Source organism: Kineococcus siccus (genome assembly GCF_009906795.1).
Taxonomy (GTDB): domain Bacteria; phylum Actinomycetota; class Actinomycetes; order Actinomycetales; family Kineococcaceae; genus Kineococcus; species Kineococcus siccus.
On the sequence record NZ_JAAALN010000063.1, the window covers coordinates 1 to 18,334 of the forward strand.

General features: G+C 74.8%; 16 protein-coding genes and 2 tRNA genes. 12 read left to right on the plus strand and 6 right to left on the minus strand.

Going from position 1 to position 18,334, the window contains the following annotated elements:
* The coding region (locus GTR02_RS09265; protein ID WP_166607203.1) for a DUF7134 domain-containing protein at positions 1–1,021 on the minus strand (1,021 nt) is incomplete at its 3' end.
* 132 nt (positions 1,022–1,153) lie between these two features.
* Between GTR02_RS09265 and GTR02_RS09270 the strand changes: the two genes are divergently transcribed.
* The 3 genes from GTR02_RS09270 (at position 1,154) to cimA (ending at position 5,026) form a co-directional block, all read left to right on the plus strand.
* Complete coding sequence (locus GTR02_RS09270; RefSeq protein ID WP_166607204.1) at positions 1,154–2,209, plus strand: 3-isopropylmalate dehydrogenase; 1,056 nt, start codon at positions 1,154–1,156, stop codon at positions 2,207–2,209.
* 122 nt (positions 2,210–2,331) lie between these two features.
* Complete coding sequence (locus GTR02_RS09275) at positions 2,332–3,432, plus strand: branched-chain amino acid aminotransferase (protein WP_166607205.1); 1,101 nt, start codon at positions 2,332–2,334, stop codon at positions 3,430–3,432.
* On the plus strand, positions 3,425–5,026 hold the full coding sequence (gene cimA / locus GTR02_RS09280) for a citramalate synthase (RefSeq protein WP_166607206.1): 1,602 nt from the start codon (positions 3,425–3,427) through the stop codon (positions 5,024–5,026). Before GTR02_RS09275 ends, cimA begins: the two co-directional genes overlap by 8 nt.
* Here the strand turns inward: cimA and GTR02_RS09285 are convergent.
* Positions 5,013–5,648 carry a class I SAM-dependent methyltransferase gene (locus GTR02_RS09285; protein ID WP_166607207.1) on the minus strand — a complete coding sequence of 212 codons (636 nt, stop codon included), beginning with the start codon at positions 5,646–5,648 and terminating at the stop codon, positions 5,013–5,015. The two genes, cimA and GTR02_RS09285, sit on opposite strands and share 14 nt — an antisense overlap.
* Positions 5,649–5,762: 114 nt before the next feature.
* Here GTR02_RS09285 and GTR02_RS09290 point away from each other — a divergent pair, with 114 nt between their 5' ends.
* The 5 genes from GTR02_RS09290 (at position 5,763) to GTR02_RS09310 (ending at position 9,770) form a co-directional block, all read left to right on the plus strand.
* Entirely contained in the window at positions 5,763–7,037 is a 1,275-nt protein-coding gene (locus GTR02_RS09290) for an Nramp family divalent metal transporter (RefSeq protein WP_166607208.1), read from the plus strand.
* A 20-nt stretch (positions 7,038–7,057) separates the two neighbouring features.
* Positions 7,058–7,858, plus strand: coding sequence for a fumarylacetoacetate hydrolase family protein (locus tag GTR02_RS09295; RefSeq protein ID WP_166607209.1), 801 nt, complete (start codon positions 7,058–7,060; stop codon positions 7,856–7,858).
* A 71-nt stretch (positions 7,859–7,929) separates the two neighbouring features.
* The gene (gene gltX / locus GTR02_RS09300) at positions 7,930–9,459 is read left to right on the plus strand and encodes a glutamate--tRNA ligase (RefSeq protein WP_166607210.1); all 1,530 of its coding nucleotides are present in this window, start codon (positions 7,930–7,932) and stop codon (positions 9,457–9,459) included.
* Positions 9,460–9,547: 88 nt separating this feature from the next.
* A tRNA-Gln gene (locus GTR02_RS09305) sits at positions 9,548–9,619 on the plus strand.
* Positions 9,620–9,697: 78 nt separating this feature from the next.
* A tRNA-Glu gene (locus GTR02_RS09310) sits at positions 9,698–9,770 on the plus strand.
* A 53-nt stretch (positions 9,771–9,823) separates the two neighbouring features.
* On the opposite strand, the gene GTR02_RS09315 is transcribed toward GTR02_RS09310, so the two are convergent.
* Positions 9,824–10,558 (minus strand): IclR family transcriptional regulator domain-containing protein, encoded by a 735-nt coding sequence (locus GTR02_RS09315; protein ID WP_166607211.1) that lies wholly within the window; start codon positions 10,556–10,558, stop codon positions 9,824–9,826.
* A 70-nt stretch (positions 10,559–10,628) separates the two neighbouring features.
* Between GTR02_RS09315 and leuC the strand changes: the two genes are divergently transcribed.
* From leuC to GTR02_RS09330, 3 genes are all read left to right on the plus strand, one after another.
* The gene (leuC, locus tag GTR02_RS09320) at positions 10,629–12,041 is read left to right on the plus strand and encodes a 3-isopropylmalate dehydratase large subunit (RefSeq protein ID WP_166607212.1); all 1,413 of its coding nucleotides are present in this window, start codon (positions 10,629–10,631) and stop codon (positions 12,039–12,041) included.
* 30 nt (positions 12,042–12,071) lie between these two features.
* Positions 12,072–12,677, plus strand: coding sequence for a 3-isopropylmalate dehydratase small subunit (gene leuD, locus GTR02_RS09325; RefSeq protein ID WP_166607213.1), 606 nt, complete (start codon positions 12,072–12,074; stop codon positions 12,675–12,677).
* Positions 12,678–12,987: 310 nt separating this feature from the next.
* Positions 12,988–13,641: an HU family DNA-binding protein gene (locus GTR02_RS09330; RefSeq protein WP_338073699.1), complete on the plus strand. Its 654-nt coding sequence runs from the start codon at positions 12,988–12,990 to the stop codon at positions 13,639–13,641.
* A gap of 66 nt (positions 13,642–13,707) precedes the next feature.
* On the opposite strand, the gene GTR02_RS09335 is transcribed toward GTR02_RS09330, so the two are convergent.
* Complete coding sequence (locus tag GTR02_RS09335) at positions 13,708–15,252, minus strand: helix-turn-helix domain-containing protein (RefSeq protein ID WP_166607214.1); 1,545 nt, start codon at positions 15,250–15,252, stop codon at positions 13,708–13,710.
* 82 nt (positions 15,253–15,334) lie between these two features.
* Positions 15,335–16,513 (minus strand): trans-sulfuration enzyme family protein, encoded by a 1,179-nt coding sequence (locus GTR02_RS09340; RefSeq protein ID WP_166607215.1) that lies wholly within the window; start codon positions 16,511–16,513, stop codon positions 15,335–15,337.
* Positions 16,514–16,551: 38 nt separating this feature from the next.
* On the opposite strand from GTR02_RS09340, the gene GTR02_RS09345 reads away from it, so the two are divergent.
* Positions 16,552–17,724 (plus strand): D-alanine--D-alanine ligase family protein, encoded by a 1,173-nt coding sequence (locus tag GTR02_RS09345; RefSeq protein ID WP_166607216.1) that lies wholly within the window; start codon positions 16,552–16,554, stop codon positions 17,722–17,724.
* On the opposite strand, the gene GTR02_RS09350 is transcribed toward GTR02_RS09345, so the two are convergent.
* Positions 17,721–18,203: a DUF3515 family protein gene (locus tag GTR02_RS09350; RefSeq protein ID WP_166607217.1), complete on the minus strand. Its 483-nt coding sequence runs from the start codon at positions 18,201–18,203 to the stop codon at positions 17,721–17,723. The genes GTR02_RS09345 and GTR02_RS09350 overlap by 4 nt on opposite strands.
* Positions 18,204–18,334: the final 131 nt, after the last annotated feature.

The window sequence follows — 18,334 nt, forward strand, 5'->3', positions numbered from 1 at the left end:
CGCCGCGGCCGTCGTCGTCGACCGCGAGCCGCAGCGCGTCGGCGTCCCAGCGCACGAGGACCTCCGCACGGGCCGCAGGACCCGCGTGCTTGAGGACGTTCGTCAGGGACTCCTGCACGATCCGGTAGGCCGCGAGCTGCACCGCGGGCGGGAGCGGGCGGGCTTCGCCCGCCACGTCCACGCGGACGTCGAGGCCGCTGGCGCGGACCTCCCGGACGAGCTCGGGGATCCGGGCCACGTCGGGCTGGGGTGCCCGCTCGTCGCCCGGCCCGTCCCGCAGCACGCCCAGCAGGCTGCGCATGTCGGTGAGCGCCTGCCGGCCGGTCGCCGAGATGGTGTCCAGCGCGGTGACGCCGAGGGCCGGGTCGGTGCGGGCGGCGTAGCGGCCGCCGTCCGCCTGCGCGATGATCACGGACAGGGAGTGCGCGACGACGTCGTGCATCTCGCGCGCGATCCGCTGCCGCTCGCCGGTGACCGCGAGCCGGGACTCGTTCTCCCGCTCCACCTCCAGCAGCCGGGCGCGCTCCGCGAGCTGCTCGGCGTTCTGCCGGCGGACCCGCTGGAAGCTGCCGAGCGCCCAGCTCGCGAGCGAGGTGACGGCCGCGAAGAGGGCGACGATCGTCATCACGACGACGCCCTCGAAGGAGAAGTAGCGCAGCGCCACGACCCCGGAGCCGAACAGCGCCAGGCCGAGCCCCGCGAGCGACGCCCAGCGGGGTGCGTGGGCCGCGAGGGCGTAGAGGGAGAAGAGGACGGCGACGTCGGCGAGGAGCACCGTGTCGAGCAGCTGCAGCTGGAGCAGCCCCGCGGCCGCCACGGCCACGCCCGACACGGCGGGGCGCACGCGGCGCAGGGCCAGCGGAGCGCACAGCGCGACGGAGAAGAACACGCCGCCGACCCGGTAGCCGCTGGCCTGCGAGGCGCAGAAGAGGGTGAGGACCGCGGCCAGCGCGCTGTCCACGAGCAGGACGTGGTCGCGGAACCAGGCGCTCGTGCGCTCGACGAGGTTGTCCTGCGGCACCCGACGAGCGTAGGCGGGGCGGCCCCGGGCGGACGTCAGTCCGGAGGGTGAGGTGGGGCCTCCCCCCGCGGGAGGACGGCCGGCTGCCCGCGTGCTGCACGGTCGTCCGGGTCGCCGCTACCCTCGCCGCTCATGGCGGACACTCTGCGACTCGCGGTCATCCCCGGCGACGGCATCGGGACCGAGGTGACGGCGGAGGCCCTGAAGGTGCTGCACGCCGTGCTCGACGGCACCGGGCAGAGCGTGGAGACGACCGAGTACGACCTGGGTGCCCGCCGGTGGCACGCGACGGGCGAGGCCCTGCCGGACTCCGTGCTCGCCGAGGTCCGCGGGCACGGCGCCGTCCTGCTCGGCGCGGTGGGCGACCCGAGCGTCCCCAGCGGGGTCCTCGAGCGCGGGCTCCTGCTGAAGCTGCGCTTCGAGCTCGACCACTACGTGAACCTGCGCCCCTCGACGCTGTTCCCCGGCGTGCCGACGCCGCTGGGGGACCCGGGTGCGGTCGACTTCGTCGTCGTCCGGGAGGGCACCGAGGGGCCCTACGTCGGCAACGGCGGCGCGCTGCGCGTGGGCACCCCGCACGAGATCGCGACCGAGGTCAGCGTGAACACCGCCTACGGGGTCGAGCGCGTCGTGCGCGACGCCTTCCGCCGGGCCCAGGCGCGCCCGCGCCGCACGCTCACCCTGGTGCACAAGCACAACGTCCTCGTGCACGCCGGGCACCTGTGGCGCCGCACGGTCGAGACGGTCGGCGCGGACTTCCCGGACGTCGCGGTCGACTACCTGCACGTCGACGCCGCGACCATCTTCCTGGTCACGAACCCGTCGCGGTTCGACGTGATCGTCACCGACAACCTGTTCGGCGACATCATCACCGACCTGGCCGCGGCCATCACGGGGGGCATCGGCCTCGCCGCCTCGGGCAACATCAACCCCGACCGCACGGCCCCGAGCATGTTCGAACCCGTGCACGGCTCCGCGCCCGACATCGCGGGCAAGCAGCTCGCCGACCCGACGGCCGCCGTGCTGAGCGTCGCGATGCTGCTCGACCACCTCGGCCTGGAGGCCGCGTCGCGGCGCGTCGACGGGGCCGTCACGGCGGACCTCGCGCGCCGCGCCTCGGGTGAGGTGCGCGGGCCGCGGAGCACCGCGACCGTCGGCGACGCCCTGGCCGAGCTCGCCGTCGGGTGAGCCGTCGCCGGCCCCGCGGCCGGCCCGCGCTCCCGTCCCACCCGCCGTGCGCGGCGGTACCGTCAGGGGTCCCCGCCCGGCAGCGGCCGGGGCCCGCACCCGTCGTCCGAGGAGATCAGCGCATGAGCGCCACGACCACCGCCCTGGAGTTCCCCCTGACCGCCTCGACGGCGACCGTGGCGAGCGCCCGGCGGGCGGAGATCCTGGCGAACCCGGGGTTCGGGCGGTTCTTCACCGACCACATGGCGCGCGCGGTGTGGTCCTCCGACACGGGGTGGCACGACGCCGGCGTGGTGCCGTACGGCCCGCTGCAGCTGGACCCCGCGGCGGCCGTCCTGCACTACGCGCAGGAGATCTTCGAGGGACTGAAGGCCTACCGGCGCGACGACGGCAGCGTGTGGTCGTTCCGGCCCGAGGCGAACGCGGCCCGGTTCGCGCGCTCCGCCGAGCGCCTGGCCCTGCCGGTGCTGCCGACGGAGGCGTTCCTCGCCTCGATCACCGCGCTCGTGCGCGCCGACGAGGGCTGGGTCCCCAGCGGCGGCGAGTCGAGCCTGTACCTGCGCCCCTTCATGGTCGCGACCGAGTCGTTCCTCGGCGTCCGCCCCGCCCGCGAGGTGACCTACCTCGTGATCGCCTCGCCCGCCGGCAGCTACTTCCCGGGCGGCGTGAAGCCCGTCTCGATCTGGCTGTCCGAGAACTACACCCGCGCCGCGCTCGGGGGGACCGGCTCGGCCAAGTGCGGCGGCAACTACGCCGCGAGCCTGTCGGCGCAGGACGAGGCCTCGGCGCACGGGTGCGACCAGGTCTGCTTCCTCGACGCGGCCGAGCGCCGCTGGGTCGAGGAGCTGGGCGGCATGAACCTGTTCTTCGTCCACGACGACGGCAGCATCGTCACGCCCGAGCTGACCGGCACGATCCTCGAGGGCATCACGCGGTCCTCGATCCTGCAGCTGGCCGCGGACCGGGGGCACCGGGTGACGGAGCGGCGCGTCAGCGTGGACGAGTGGCGCGAGGGCGTCGCGTCGGGACGGATCACCGAGGTGTTCGCGTGCGGCACCGCCGCGGTCGTGACCCCGGTCGGGCGCCTGGTCTCCTCCGACGGCGAGCTGGTGCACGGCGCCGGGGAGCCCGGCGAGGTGACCACCTCGATCCGCGAGGCGCTGCTCGACCTGCAGCACGGCCGCGCCGAGGACCCCCACGGGTGGATGACCCGCCTTGTCTGAGCAGGAGCGGTCCGGGCCGCGCTTCGACGTCTACGACACGACGCTGCGCGACGGCGCCCAGCAGGAGGGGCTCGCCCTGTCCGTGCACGACAAGCTCGTCGTGGCGGCGCACCTCGACGCCCTCGGCGTGGGGTTCGTCGAGGGCGGCTGGCCGGGGGCGATCCCGCGAGACACCGAGTTCTTCGCGCGCGCCGAGAAGGAGCTGACGCTCTCCCACGCGCTGCTCGCGGCGTTCGGCGCGACCCGCAAGCCGGGCGTGCGGGCGGGCGACGACCCGCAGGTGCGGGCCCTGCTCGACGCGGCCACGCCCGTCGTCACGCTGGTGGCCAAGAGCGACGCGCGCCACGTCACGGCGGCGCTGCGGACCACGCTCGAGGAGAACCTCGCGATGGTCACCGACACCGTCGCGCTGCTGCGCCGCGAGGACCGCCGCGTGTTCCTCGACGCGGAGCACTTCTTCGACGGCTACCGCCACGACCCGGCCTACGCGCTGGCCGTGGTGCGGGCCGCGGCGGAGGCCGGGGCGGAGGTCGTGGTGCTGTGCGACACCAACGGCGGGATGCTGCCCCCGTGGGTGACGTCCGTCGTCACCGAGGTGCACGCGGCCGTGGACGTCCCGCTCGGCATCCACGCGCACAACGACACCGGCTGCGCGGTGGCGAACTCCCTGGCCGCCATCGACGCCGGGGCGGTCCACGTGCAGGGCACGCTGAACGGCTACGGCGAGCGCACGGGCAACGCCGACCTCGTCACGGTCGTCGCCGACCTCGAGCTGAAGGTGGGCCGGCGCGTGCTGCCCGCGGGGGCGCTGCGGGAGGTCACGCGCATCACGCACGCCGTCGCCGAGATCACCAACGTGCCGCCCGTGAACCGGGCGCCGTACTACGGCGCCAGCGCGTTCGCCCACAAGGCGGGCCTGCACGCCTCGGCGATCCGCGTCGACCCGGACCTGTACCAGCACATCGACCCGCAGGCCGTCGGCAACGACATGCGCATGCTCGTCTCCGACATGGCCGGCCGCGCCAGCATCGAGCTGAAGGGCCGGGAGCTGGGCGTGGACCTGTCGGGGGACCGGGAGGCGCTGGGCCGGCTGACGGAGCGGGTGAAGGCCGACGAGGCCGCCGGGTACACCTACGAGGCGGCCGACGCCTCCTTCGACCTGCTGCTGCGGGAGTACACGACCGGGGTGCGGCCGTCGTTCTTCGACGTCGAGAGCTGGCGCGTCATCACCGAGAGCACGGCCGGCGGCGGCCGCGTCTCCGAGGCCACCGTGAAGGTGCACGCGGGCGGCGAGCGGGTCATCGCGACCGGCGAGGGCAACGGCCCGGTCAACGCGCTGGACGCCGCGCTGCGCGCCGCCCTGCTGCCCGCCTACCCCGAGCTGGAGACCTTCACGCTCGCCGACTTCAAGGTCCGCATCCTCGACTCCTCGCACGGCAGCGACGCCGTGACCCGCGTGCTCATCGAGACCACCGACGGGGTGCGGAGCTGGCAGACCGTGGGGGTCGGCGGCAACATCGTCGAGGCCAGCTGGGAGGCCCTCGTCGACGGCCTCGTGCACGGCCTGCGCAGCGCGGGGGTCACCCGCCGCTGAGGCGGCGGGCGCGCACCACGAGGTCGGCCACGTGGTGGGCCCCCGCACCCCCGGTGACGGTGCGGGGTCGCCGTTCGTGGACCTGCACCTCCCAGGCGTCGTCGAGGACCGCGGCGACGTCCGCGGGGGTCGCGTGCAGCGCGGGGTCGGGACCGCCCTCGTGCTGCTGCGCGGGGGAGGCGTCGAGGTCGTGGTGGACCACGAGCAGGGTGCCGCCGGGGGCCACGAGTGCCGCCAGCCACCGCTCGGCCACGGCCTGCGGGGTCTTCAGCAGCACCGGGTACTGCGCGCTGACGAGGTCGAAGGACCCGGGCAGCAGGTCCGCCTCGACCAGCCCGGCGTGGCACCACGTCACCTCGACGTCCGCGTCGCGCGCGTGCTGCGCGGCCCGGTCCAGCGCGACGCGGGAGACGTCGAGCGCCGTGACGCGCCAGCCGCGCCGGGCCAGCCACACCGCGTCGGCCCCCTCGCCGCAGCCCACGTCGAGAGCGCGACCGGGCGCCAGGTCCGCCACCTCGGCGACGAGCGCGCCGTTGGCCTGCCCGCTCCAGATGCGGTCGGAGGCGCCGTAGCGCTCGTCCCAGGCGGCGGCGTCGGGGGTGCGGTCGGCGGGTGCGCTCATGCGGGCCAGCGTGCCCCCGGCCGGGCCCGCGCGCGAGCACCCCGCCTCGGCTAGCGTGCGGTGCCCACCGGGTCCCGGCGCGGGAGCCGGGCGCCGAAGCCGTCGGGAGGACCCGTGAGCAGCTCCGCGACCAGCACCGCCGACGTCCGCACGCACCGCTGGCGCCTGGTCGGCCCGGGGATCGTCGTGGCGGCGACCGGGGTCGGCGCCGGGGACCTCGTCGCCACCCTGATCGCCGGCGGCCGGTTCGGCTACGCGCTGCTGTGGGCGGCGGTCGTCGGCTGCGTCGTGAAGATCGCCCTCGCCGAGGCGGTCGGCCGGTTCCACCTCGCGACGGGGTCCACGGTGTTCGCCGGCTGGCGCAGCCTGGGCCGCTGGACGACGGTCTACTTCGGCGTCTACGTCGTCGTGTGGGGGTTCGTCTACGGCGCCTCGGCGATGACCGCGTCCGCGCTGCCGCTGGCGGCGCTGTTCCCGGCCCTCGGGCTGAAGACGTGGGCCGTGCTGTGCGGGACCACGGGTCTGCTGCTCGTCGCCTTCGGCCGCTACTCGGTGTTCGAGAAGGTCATGACCGCCTGCGTCGGCGTGATGTTCCTCGTCGTGGTCGGCCTCGCGGTGTTCCTCCTCGTCGACGGCGGGGGCGCGACGGGCAGCCTGGTGCCCGCGCTGCCGGACGGCTCGACGGTCTACACCCTCGGCCTGATCGGCGGGGTGGGCGGCACGATCACCATGGCGGCGTACGGGTACTGGATCAACGCGAAGGGCTGGCGGGAGGCGAGCTGGCTGCGCGTCATGCGCTGGGACAACCGGGTCGCCTACGCCACGACCGGCGTCTTCGTCGTCGCGATGATGGTGGTCGGGGCCGAGCTCGTCGCCGCCGTGGGAGCGCAGATCGCCTCCGGGGACGCGGGGCTGCTCGACCTCGACACGGTCCTGCGCGAGCGCTACGGCCAGGTCGTCTCGACCGTGTTCCTCGTCGGGTTCTTCGCCACGTCGTTCTCCTCGCTCATCGGCGTCTGGAACGGCGTCAGCCTCATGGTCGCCGACTTCTGGGCCAACCTGCGCCGCCCGGCGGGGGAGGAGGCGAGCCGCGCCATCGCCGACGGCAGCGCCCAGCGGAGCCGGCCCTTCCGCCTGTACCTGCTGTGGCTCACGTTCCCGCCGATCAGCCTGCTGTTCCTGGACCAGCCGTTCGGGCTGATCGTCGCCTACGGCGTGCTCGGGTCCTTCTTCCTGCCCTTCCTGGCCCTCACCCTGCTCCTGCTCCTGAACTCCGCGCGCACGCCCGCGCCCCACCGCAACGGCCCGGTGGCCAACACCGTGCTCGCGGCCTCGGGCGTGCTGTTCCTCGTCCTCTTCGTCGACCAGGTGCGCGACCTGCTGACGTGACCCGCCCCTAGGCTGGCGCCATGCGCATCGCGAGGTTCACGGCCGGCGGTTCCGACCCCCGCTTCGGGGTGGTCGAGGGTCCGGTGGGCGAGGAGGAGCTCCTGGTCGTCTCGGGCGACCCGCTCTACAGCGCGCTGGCCCCGACCGGGGAGCGCGTCCCGCTCGCCGACGCCCGGCTGCTCGCCCCCGTCATCCCCCGCAGCAAGGTCCTGGGGATCGGCCGCAACTACGCCGCGCACGCCGAGGAGCTCGGCAACGAGCTGCCGACCGAACCCCTGGTCTTCACCGTGCCGAACACGTCCGTCGCGGGCCCGGGCGACCCCGTGGCGGTGCCGGCGTGGGCGGGCGGCGAGCTGCACTACGAGGGCGAGCTCGCGCTCGTGATCGGGCGGATCTGCAAGGACGTGCCGAGGGCGCGGGTCCCCGAGGTCGTGTTCGGCTACACGGTCGCCAACGACATCACGGCGCGCAACCTGCAGGACAAGGACAAGCAGTGGTGGCGCGCCAAGGGGGCGGACGGGTTCACGCCGCTCGGCCCGTGGATCGAGACGGAGTTCGACCCGGCGGACGTGCGCATCACGACCCGGCGCTACCGCGGGGCGCACGACGTGGGGGAGACCGTCCAGGACGGGCGCACGTCGCTCATGGTCCACGACGTCGCCGCGATCGTCGCCCACGTCAGCTCCGCCATGACCCTGCTGCCCGGGGACGTGATCCTCACGGGGACCCCGGCCGGCGTGGGGCCGGTCCGGCCCGGCGACCGGACCGAGATCGAGGTCGAGGGCCTGGGGATCCTCGTCACCCCGTTCACCGCTCCCTGAGCCGAGCCGACGCGAGCCGGGCGGCGGCGGGCGGGCGGTGCGGCGCCGCCGCGCCGTAGGCTGCCTCCGCCATGACTGACGCCACGCCTGCCCCCGCGCCCAGCCCCTCCGCCGGCTCCTCGACCAGCCCGGTGCGGGTCCGCTTCTGCCCCTCGCCGACGGGGACGCCCCACGTGGGCCTGATCCGGACCGCGCTGTTCAACTGGGCCTACGCCCGGCACACGGGCGGCAAGCTCGTGTTCCGCATCGAGGACACCGACGCGGCCCGCGACTCCGAGGAGAGCTACGGCCAGATCCTCGAGGCGCTGCGCTGGCTGGGCCTGGACTGGGACGAGGGCATCGACGTCGGCGGCCCCGACGGCCCCTACCGGCAGAGCGAGCGCCGCGACGTCTACGCCGACGTCGTCGCGCGGCTCGTCGCCGCGGGCCACCTCTACGAGTCGTACTCGACCGCGGAGGAGATCGACGCGCGCCACCGCGCCGCCGGGCGCTCGCCCGCGCTCGGCTACGACGGGTTCGACCGCGACCTCACGCCCGAGCAGGTGGCGGCGTTCCGCTCCGAGGGCCGGCAGCCGACGCTGCGCCTGCGGGTGCCCGAGCGGGACTACTCCTTCGACGACCTCGTGCGCGGCCGCATCGAGTTCAAGGCCGGGTCCTTCCCCGACCCGGTCCTGGTGCGCGCCAACGGGGAACCGCTGTACACGCTGGTGAACCCCGTCGACGACGCGCTCATGCGCATCACCCACGTCCTGCGCGGTGAGGACCTGCTGTCCTCCACGGCCCGCCAGCTCGCGCTGTACGACGCCCTCGTCGACATCGGGGTGGCCACCGGGACACCCCGCTTCGGTCACCTGCCCTACGTCATGGGCGAGGGCAACAAGAAGCTGTCCAAGCGCGACCCCGAGTCGAACCTGTTCCTGCACCGGGACCGGGGGTTCGTGCCCGAGGGGCTGCTGAACTACCTCGCGCTGCTCGGCTGGAGCATCGCCGAGGACCGCGACGTCTTCTCGGTCGACGAACTCGTGGCGGCCTTCGACGTGGCCGACGTCAACGCCTCGCCCGCGCGCTTCGACCAGGCGAAGGCGGAGGCCATCAACGCCACCCACCTGCGGCTGCTCGCCCCGGACGACTTCCGGTCGCGCCTCGTGCCGCACCTGCAGTCGGCCGGCCTGCTGGGCCCCGAGCCCACGGCCGCGCAGCTCGAGCGGCTGGCCGCCGCGGCCCCGCTGGTGCAGGAGCGCATGACCCTGCTGGGCCAGGCCCCCGGCATGCTCGGCTTCCTGTTCGTCGCCGACGCCGACCTGGCGCTGGAGCCCGAGGCGGTCGCGGCCCTGCGTCCCGAGGCCGCCGACGTGCTGGACGCCGGCCTGGCCGCGCTCGACGGGCTGGGGGAGTGGACGACGCCGGCGCTCGAGGCCGCCCTGCGTGCCGCGGTGGTCGACGGGCTGGGCATCAAGCCGAAGTTCGCCTTCGGACCGCTGCGCACGGCCGTGACGGGCCGCCGGGTCTCGCCCCCGCTGTTCGAGTCGATGGAGATCCTCGGCCGCGACTCCTCCCTCGCCCGGTTGCGCCGCCTGCGCGCGGAGCTCCCCGCCTCCTGACGGGGCTCCCGGCCGATTTGGGAGCGGGGACGGCAGCCGGTATGGTCGTCCACGCACCCGAGCGGTTCTTCCGGCCGGGAGTTCACCATGGGGTATGGTGTAATTGGCAGCACGACTGGTTCTGGTCCAGTTAGTCTAGGTTCGAGTCCTGGTACCCCAGCGCTGCGCAGACGACCTGAGAAGGTATGCTCTGCACGGCGGTCCGGCGGGTGGGAGACTCCCGCAGGACGTCAGCTAGGGCCCCGTTGTGTAGCGGCCTAGCACGCCGCCCTCTCAAGGCGGTAGCGCGGGTTCGAATCCCGTCGGGGCTACCTCAGGAGGCCCCCGGTCAGCGACCGGGGGCCTTCGTCGTCCCCGGGCTCGCTCAGGAGGTCGTCGCCAGGCTGTCGGCGGGCTGCAGGGCCGCGGAGAAGGACGTCGCGGCCGCCAGGACGGCCTCGGCGTGCCGGCGGCCGGGGTGGCGCCCCAGGCGCTCGGCCGGGCCCGAGACCGACACGGCCGCGACGACCCGGCCCGACGGGCCGCGCACGGGCGCGCTGACCGAGGCGACGCCCGGCTCGCGCTCACCCACGCTGTGCGCCCAGCCGCGGCGGCGGACGCCCGCGAGGGCCGAGGCGTCGAACTTCGCCTGGTGCAGCTCCACCGACAGGCGCTCGGGGTCGTCCCAGGCCAGCAGCACCTGCGCGGCCGAGCCCGCCCCCATGGTCATCGAGGTGCCGACGGGCACGGTGTCGCGCAGGCCGTGCAGCCGCTCGGCCACCGCGATGCAGATCCGGTGGTCGCCGTGGCGGCGGTACAGCTGCGCGCTCTCGCCCGTGCTGTCGCGCAGCGCCGTCAGCAGGGGCCCCGCCACGGCCACGAGGCGGTCCTCGCCGGCCGCGGCGGCCAGCTCCGCGTGCCGGTCGCCGAGGACGAAGCGACCCTGCAGGTCCCGGCCCACCAGCCGGTGGTGCTCGAGGGCGACGGCGAGGCGGTGCGCCGTGGGGCGGGCCAGGCCGGTCGCCGTGACGAGCTGGGCGAGGCTCGCGGGACCGGCCTCGAGGGCGGCCAGCACGAGGACGGCCTTGTCGAGCACTCCGACTCCGCTACTCTTGTCCACGGAGCGATACTCGCGTCTCAGCATGCGAGACGCAAGCTGGCGGGTACCGCGGGTCGGGAGGAGATGCACGGTGGGACGCACACTGGCGGAGAAGGTCTGGGACGACCACGTCGTCCGGCGGGGCGAGGGCAACGAGCCCGACCTGCTCCACATCGACCTGCACCTCGTCCACGAGGTCACGAGCCCACAGGCCTTCGACGGCCTGCGCCTGGCGGGACGGCCCGTGCGGCGCCCCGACCTGACGATCGCGACCGAGGACCACAACACCCCGACGGTCGGCATCGACCTGCCGATCGCGGACCGGACCTCGCGCGTGCAGATCGAGACGCTGCGGAGCAACTGCGCCGAGTTCGGCGTGCGGCTGCACTCCCTGGGCGACGCCGACCAGGGGATCGTGCACGTGGTGGGCCCGCAGCTGGGGCTCACGCAGCCCGGCATGACCGTCGTGTGCGGCGACTCGCACACGTCCACGCACGGCGCCTTCGGGTCGCTGGCCATGGGCATCGGGACGAGCGAGGTCGAGCACGTCCTGGCGACGCAGACGCTGCCGCTGAAGCCGTTCAAGACCATGGCCATCACCGTGAACGGCCGGCTGAAGCCGGGCACGACCGCCAAGGACGTGATCCTCGCCGTCATCGCGGAGATCGGCACCGGCGGCGGGCAGGGCTACGTCCTGGAGTACCGGGGCGAGGCGATCCGCGCCCTGTCCATGGAGGGCCGGATGACCATCTGCAACATGTCGATCGAGGCCGGCGCCCGCGCGGGGATGATCGCGCCCGACGAGACGACGTTCGCCTACGTCCAGGGCCGCCCGCACGCCCCCACGGGGGCGGACTGGGACGCGGCCGTGGCGTACTGGTCGACCCTGCGCACCGACGACGACGCCGAGTTCGACGCCGAGGTCGTGCTGCAGGGCGAGGACCTCGAGCCCTTCGTCACGTGGGGCACCAACCCCGGCCAGGGCGTCCCGCTGTCGGGGTCGGTCCCCGATCCGGCGGCGGTCGGCGAGGACGGTGCGCGGCAGTCCATCGAGCGCGCGCTGGAGTACATGGGGCTGGCGGGCGGGACCCCGATGCGCGACATCGGCATCGACACCGTCTTCATCGGCTCCTGCACCAACGGGCGCATCGAGGACCTGCGCGCCGCCGCGGAGGTCGTCAAGGGCCGGCAGAAGGCCGACTCGCTGCGGGTCCTCGTCGTCCCCGGCTCCGCCCGGGTGCGCCTGCAGGCCGAGGCCGAGGGCCTGGACCGGGTCTTCCTGGACTTCGGGGCGGAGTGGCGCCACGCGGGCTGCTCGATGTGCCTGGGCATGAACCCGGACCAGCTCGCGGTGGGGGAGCGCAGCGCGTCGACCTCCAACCGCAACTTCGAGGGCCGCCAGGGCAAGGGCGGGCGCACCCACCTCGTGAGCCCGCTCGTCGCGGCCGCCACGGCCGTGCGCGGCACGCTGTCCTCGCCCGCCGACCTCGAACCCGTCGCCTGAGCGCGGCCAGAGACCCGAGAGGAACCCCCCGTGGAGAAGTTCTCCGTCCACCGCGGTGTCGGCGTCCCGCTGCGCCGCACCGACGTCGACACCGACCAGATCATCCCCGCCGTCTACCTCAAGCGCGTGACCCGGACGGGCTTCGAGGACGCCCTCTTCGCCGCCTGGCGCGGCGACCCGAACTTCGTCCTCAACCTCGAGCCCTACCGCGACGGGTCGGTGCTCGTCGCGGGCAACGACTTCGGCACCGGCTCCTCGCGCGAGCACGCCGTCTGGGCGCTGCGCGACTACGGCTTCCGGGTCGTCCTCGCCCCCCGCTTCGCGGACATCTTCCGCGGGAACTCGGGCAAGCAGGGCCTGCTCACGGGCGTCGTGAGCCAGAGCGACGTCGAACTGCTCTGGAAGGCCCTGGAGGCCCACCCCGGCACGGAGGTGACGGTCGACCTGGGCACCCGCACGGCGACCGTGCAGGACCTCACGGTGCCCTTCGAGGTGGACGACTACGTGCGCTGGAGGCTCATGGAGGGCCTCGACGACATCAGCCTGACCCTGCGCCACGCCGACGCCATCACCGACTTCGAGGCGCGCCGGCCGTCGTTCAAGCCCGCCACGCTCCCCGCCCGCACCGCCTCCTGAGGCGGCCCGGCCGAGCCCCGGACCCCGCGCCACCGCGCGGGGTCCGGGGCTCTCGTGCGTCGGAGGCGTTGGCGCGCAACGGGTCCGCGCGGGGGACCTCCGGCGCGCCAGGCCGGGCCGACGCGCATCGGCCCGCGGGGGCACGGGTGGCCGCCGGGTGGCGGGAGGCGCGACTCGCGCTGTGGCGCAAGGAGATCTGCGGCGGATGTGGTGGACGCGGGTGATCCGCGGCCGTACCGTTCAGGTGTCGGGCTCCTGCTCGGCCCTGGGCAAGAAGGACAGACAGCCCCTTCCGAGGAGGAGCACCCCCGTGAACAAGGCAGAACTGGTCGACGCTCTCGAGACCCGCCTGGGCGGCAAGCGACAGGCGACCGTGGCCGTCGAGGCCATCGTGGAGATGATCACCCTGACCGTCGCCAAGGGCGACAAGGTGGCCATCAGCGGTTTCGGGACCTTCGAGAAGCAGGCCCGCAACGCGCGCACGGGCCGCAACCCCCGCACGGGGGAGGCCGTGAAGATCAAGAAGACCTCGGTGCCGCGGTTCCGGCCGGGCACGGCCTTCAAGGAGGTCGTCTCCGACACGAAGGCGCTGCGCGCCTACACCGCGGGAGCCAAGGAGCGGGCCGCCAGCGGCCTGACCTCCGTCGCCCCGGCCGCCCCCGCGACCACGGCCCGCAAGGCCGCGCCCGCGACGCGCACCTCGGCCGCGAAGACCGCGGCGCCGGCGGCGGCTCCGGCGCGCAAGACGGCCACCAAGGCCGCCCCGGCCGCGCGCAAGGCCGCGCCGGCCAAGGCGGCTCCGGCGAAGGCCGCGCCCGCGAAGGCGGCCCCGGCGAAGGCCGCTCCGGCGAAGGCCGCCCCGGCCAAGACGGCCCCGGCCCGCAGCGCCGCCAAGACGACGACGGCGGCGCGCACGACCACGGCGAAGACCGCCACCAAGCGCGCGGCCGCGAAGAAGGCCTGAGCCGCCCAGGACGACAGGAGCCCCCCACCTCGACCGAGGTGGGGGGCTCCGTCGTCCGGCCGCGGCTCAGGCGTCCCGGAAGGTCTCGATCTGCGCGCCGAGGGGCACGAGCCGCTCGGCGAGCTGCTCGTAGCCGCGCGCGATGATGTCGACGTTGCGCAGCACCGAGGTGCCCTTGGCGGCCAGCATCGCGAGCAGCAGCACCACCGCGGGGCGCAGAGCCGGCGGGCACAGCACCTCGGCGCCGGACCACCGCGTGGGCCCCTCGACCAGGACGCGGTGCGGGTCGAGCAGCTTCACCTTGGCGCCCAGCCGGTTCAGCTCGGTCAGGTAGATCGCCCGGTTGTCGTAGACCCAGTCGTGGACCGTGGTCGAGCCCTCCGCGCTCGCGGCGATGACCGCGAAGAACGGCAGGTTGTCGATGTTCAGCCCCGGGAACGGCATCGGGTGGATCTTGTCGATGGGCGCCCGCAGCTGCGAGGGGTGGACCGTGATGTCCACCAGGCGGGTGCGCCCGTTGGCCGCCGGGTACTCCTCGGTGAGGTCGTACTCCAGGCCCATCTCCGAGAGGATCGCCAGCTCGATCTCGAGGAACTCGATCGGTGCGCGCGTCACCGTCAGCTCGGAGTGCGTGATGATCGCGGCCGTCAGCAGGCTCATGGCCTCGACCGGGTCCTCCGAGGGGGAGTAGTCCACGTCGACGGAGATCTGCGGCACCCCGTGCACGACGAGGGTCGTCGTCCCGATCCCGTCGATGCGCACCCCGAGCTGCTCGAGGAAGAAGCACAGGTCCTGGACCATGTAGTTCGGGCTCGCGTTGCGGATCGTGGTGATCCCGTCGTTGCGCGCCGCGGCCATCAGGGCGTTCTCGGTCACGGTGTCGCCGCGCTCGGTCAGGACGATCGGCTTGCGCGGGGACACCGAGCGGTCGACGGCCCCGTGGTAGAACCCGGTCGTCGCCGTCACGGCGAGGCCGAAGGGCCGCAGCGCGACCATGTGCGGCTCGACCGTGCGGGTGCCGAGGTCGCAGCCGCCGGCGTAGGGCAGCTGGAACTCCTCGTAGCGGTGCAGCAGCGGCCCGAGCAGCATGATGATGCTGCGCGTGCGGCGCGCGGTCTCGCCGTCCATGGCGTCCAGGTCGAGGTCGTCCGGGACGTCCAGCACGAGGTCGGCCTCGTTGATCCAGGTGTACTCGACGCCGATGCTGCCGAGCACCTCGAGGATCCGGTGGATCTCCAGGATGCGGGCGACCCCGCGCAGCGTCGTGCGGCCGCGGTTCAGCAGCGCGGCGCACAGCAGCGCGACGCCCGCGTTCTTGCTGGACTTCACGGCGATGCTGCCGGAGAGCTGGGTGCCGCCGTGCACGCGCAGGTGCGTCGGCGTCGGGCGGCCGATCGAGACGATGTCGTCGTTCAGGGCGCTGCCGACGCGCTGGAGCATGTCGATCGAGACGTTCTGCTGACCCTGCTCCATGCGGTGCACCGCGCTCTGGCTGGTGCCCAGGCGGTCGGCCAGCTGGACCTGCGTCAGGCCGCGGTGCCGGCGCGCGTCCCGGATGAGGGTGCCGATCTGGGAGAGGTGGTCGCTCGCGGACTCGGTGGAGACTGCCATGCGGGCGAGGCTAACTCACAGATGAGATATCGCTTGCACGCCAGGTCGGCCCGGCGTGTCGCCGCGCCCGCGCGGGGGCCGGTCACCCCTGCGACGCGTCGAGGGCCTGCGAGAGGTCGCGCCACAGGTCCTCGACGGCCTCGACGCCCACCGACAGCCGCAGCAGGTCCTCCGGGACGACGGCCGGCTCGCCCGGGTGCCGCCGGCGGCGCTCGATCAGCGACTCCACGCCGCCGAGGCTCGTCGCCGGGACCCACAGGCGGACGGCGTCGACCACGGCGTCGGCCGCGGCCGCCCCGCCCGCGACCTCGATCGACACCAGGGCGCCGAAGCCGCGCATCTGCTCCTTCGCCAGCGCGTGCCCCGGGTCGCCCGGCAGCGAGGGGTGGCGCACGCGCGTCACGGCCGGGTGGTCGACGAGGCGCCGGGCGAGCAGCGCCGCGCTGGCCTGCGAGCGCTCCAGGCGCAGCGGCAGCGTCCGGATCCCGCGCAGCGCCAGGAAGGCCTCCAGCGGCCCCGGGACGGCGCCGTGCAGCGTGCGGTGCCGGCGCAGCTGCGCGAGCAGCTCCTCGTCGCGCACCACGACCGCCCCGAGCACCACGTCGGAGTGCCCGGAGAGGAACTTCGTCACGGAGTGGACGACCACGTCGACGCCCAGGTCGAGCGGGCGCTGCAGCAGCGGGGTCGCGAAGGTGTTGTCCGCCACCACGACCGCCCCGTGCTCGTGCCCGAGGGCCGCGAGCGCCGCGAGGTCCGCGACCTCCAGCAGGGGGTTCGTCGGCGACTCCAGCCACAGCACGACGGGGGCGACGGCCATCGCCTCGAACGTCGCCCGCACGCCCTCGACGTCGGTGACGTCGACGTGCTGCACCCGCAGCCGCCCCTGCGCGGCGAGCAGCGCGCTGAGGGCGTGCGTGCCGTTGTAGGCGCCGCGCGGCACGAGCACGGTCCCCTCGGCGGGGAGCAGGTGCAGGGCCGCGCTGACGGCCGCCATGCCCGAGGCGAAGGTCAGGGCGTGCCCGCCCTCGAGGCGCCCGACGGCCTCCTCCAGCGCCGTCCACGTCGGGTTGCCGAAGCGGCCGTAGCCGAGCTCCCCGGTCCCCAGCGCGCCCCCGCCGACGTAGGTCGCGGACAGCGAGACGCCCGTGTTGAGCTCGGCGTCCGGGCCGCGCGGCGGGCGGCCGGCCACGACGGCCACGGTGTCGGGCGAGAGGGCGCCCGGGGCGGTGCGGGCAGGGGTCGGCGAGTCGTCCGCAGGCATGCCAGGACCCAACCACACCGCCGGTAGGGTCGCCGCCGATGAGCAGCCCGAGCGAGACCCCGAGCCCCCGGACGCCCGCCGTCCCGACGCCGCCGGCGCGCCGCCCGCGCGTGGTCGTGCTCTTCGGGGGCCGCTCCTCCGAGCACGCCGTCAGCTGCGTCACCGCGGCCGGGGTGCTCGCCGCGGTCGACCGCGAGCGCTACGACGTCCTGGCCGTCGGCATCACGCGGTCGGGGCGCTGGGTGCTCGTCGACGAGGCCCGGGCGGCCTTCGCCCTGGGCGGCTCCGCCCCGCCGGAGGTGCCGGCCGACGGGACGCGCGTCGCGCTGTCGCTGGAGGTGGCCGCGGGGGCGCTGGAGGCGCTCGACGCCCCGGCCGGCGCGCCCGCCCTCGGGCCCGTCGACGTCGTGTTCCCGCTGCTGCACGGGCCGTTCGGCGAGGACGGCACCCTGCAGGGGCTGCTGGAGCTGTCCGACACCCGCTACGTCGGCTCGGGGGTGCTGGCCTCGGCCGCGAGCATGGACAAGCAGGTCATGAAGGTGCTGCTCGCCGGCGCCGGCCTGCGCGTCGGGCCGTGGACGTCGTTCACCGCGCGGCGCTGGGCGGCCGACCCCGACGCCTGCCGCAAGGACGTCGCGACGCTGGGGTACCCGGTCTTCGTCAAGCCCGCGCGGGCCGGGTCGAGCATCGGGATCAGCAGGGTCGACGACCCGGACGACCTCGACGCCGCCGTGGCGCTCGCCGTCGGCCACGACCCGAAGGTGGTCGTCGAGGCCGCGCTGGCCGGCCGCGAGGTGGAGTGCGGGGTCCTCGAGGACGCCGGTGGCGGCGAGCCGCTCACCAGCCTGCCGGGCGAGATCGAGGTGCTCGGCGGCCACGCGTTCTACGACTTCGAGGCCAAGTACCTCGACGCGGACTCGGTGCGGCTGACGTGCCCCGCCGACCTGCCGCCGGACGTCGTCGCGGCCGTGCGCCGCACCGCCGCGCGGGTGTTCGAGGCCGTGGGCGCCGAGGGCCTGGCCCGCGTGGACCTCTTCGTCGACCCCGACCGCGGTGAGGACGGCATCGTCGTCAACGAGATCAACACGATGCCCGGGTTCACGCCGTTCTCGATGTACCCGCGCATGTGGGCGGCGACGGGCGTCGACTACCCCGAGCTCGTCGACCGCCTGCTGCAGCTCGCCCTGACCCGCCCCACCGGGCTGCGCTAGACGCAGGACCGCGTCTGCGGCACCTGCCCGACGGGCGCCGCGAGGTCGACCAGCCGCGACGGCGCCCCGCTCGGGTCGCCGCCCGCGAAGCGGACGGTCACCTCGACGGCGGGGTCGCGGCCGTAGGTGAGGAAGCGCACGGCGCGGTCGCTCTGGGCGTCGCGCACCCAGTCCACGCTCGTGGCCTCGTCCGGCCCGACGGGCAGGCACTCCTTGGTCGTGGGCCCGATCACGGCGGCGCCGCAGCGCAGCACGACCTCCTGGTCCGCGCCCCAGACCGCGACACCGGCGGCGCCCTGCGGCACCCGGGCCAGCCCGTCGAGGGAGCCGGGGAGCCGGGCGAGCAGCCGGGCGCACGCGGGCGAGCCCCCGTCGCGGGCCGCCTCGACGCCCGGCGGCCGCGTGAGGACCGCGGCGACCGCGGCCGCGACGACCGCGACGACCACCAGGGCCGCCCACCCCCGTTGCCGTCGCGTCACGCAGGTAGTGTGACCGGCCGCCGGACGGCCCCCGACGCGGGCGTCGGCGCGAGCGGAGCGGGGTGCGGCGGGTGCGGGTGGGCGACCTGGACGAGGCGGCCCTGCTGGCGCGGTTCCTGCCGGGGCTGCCG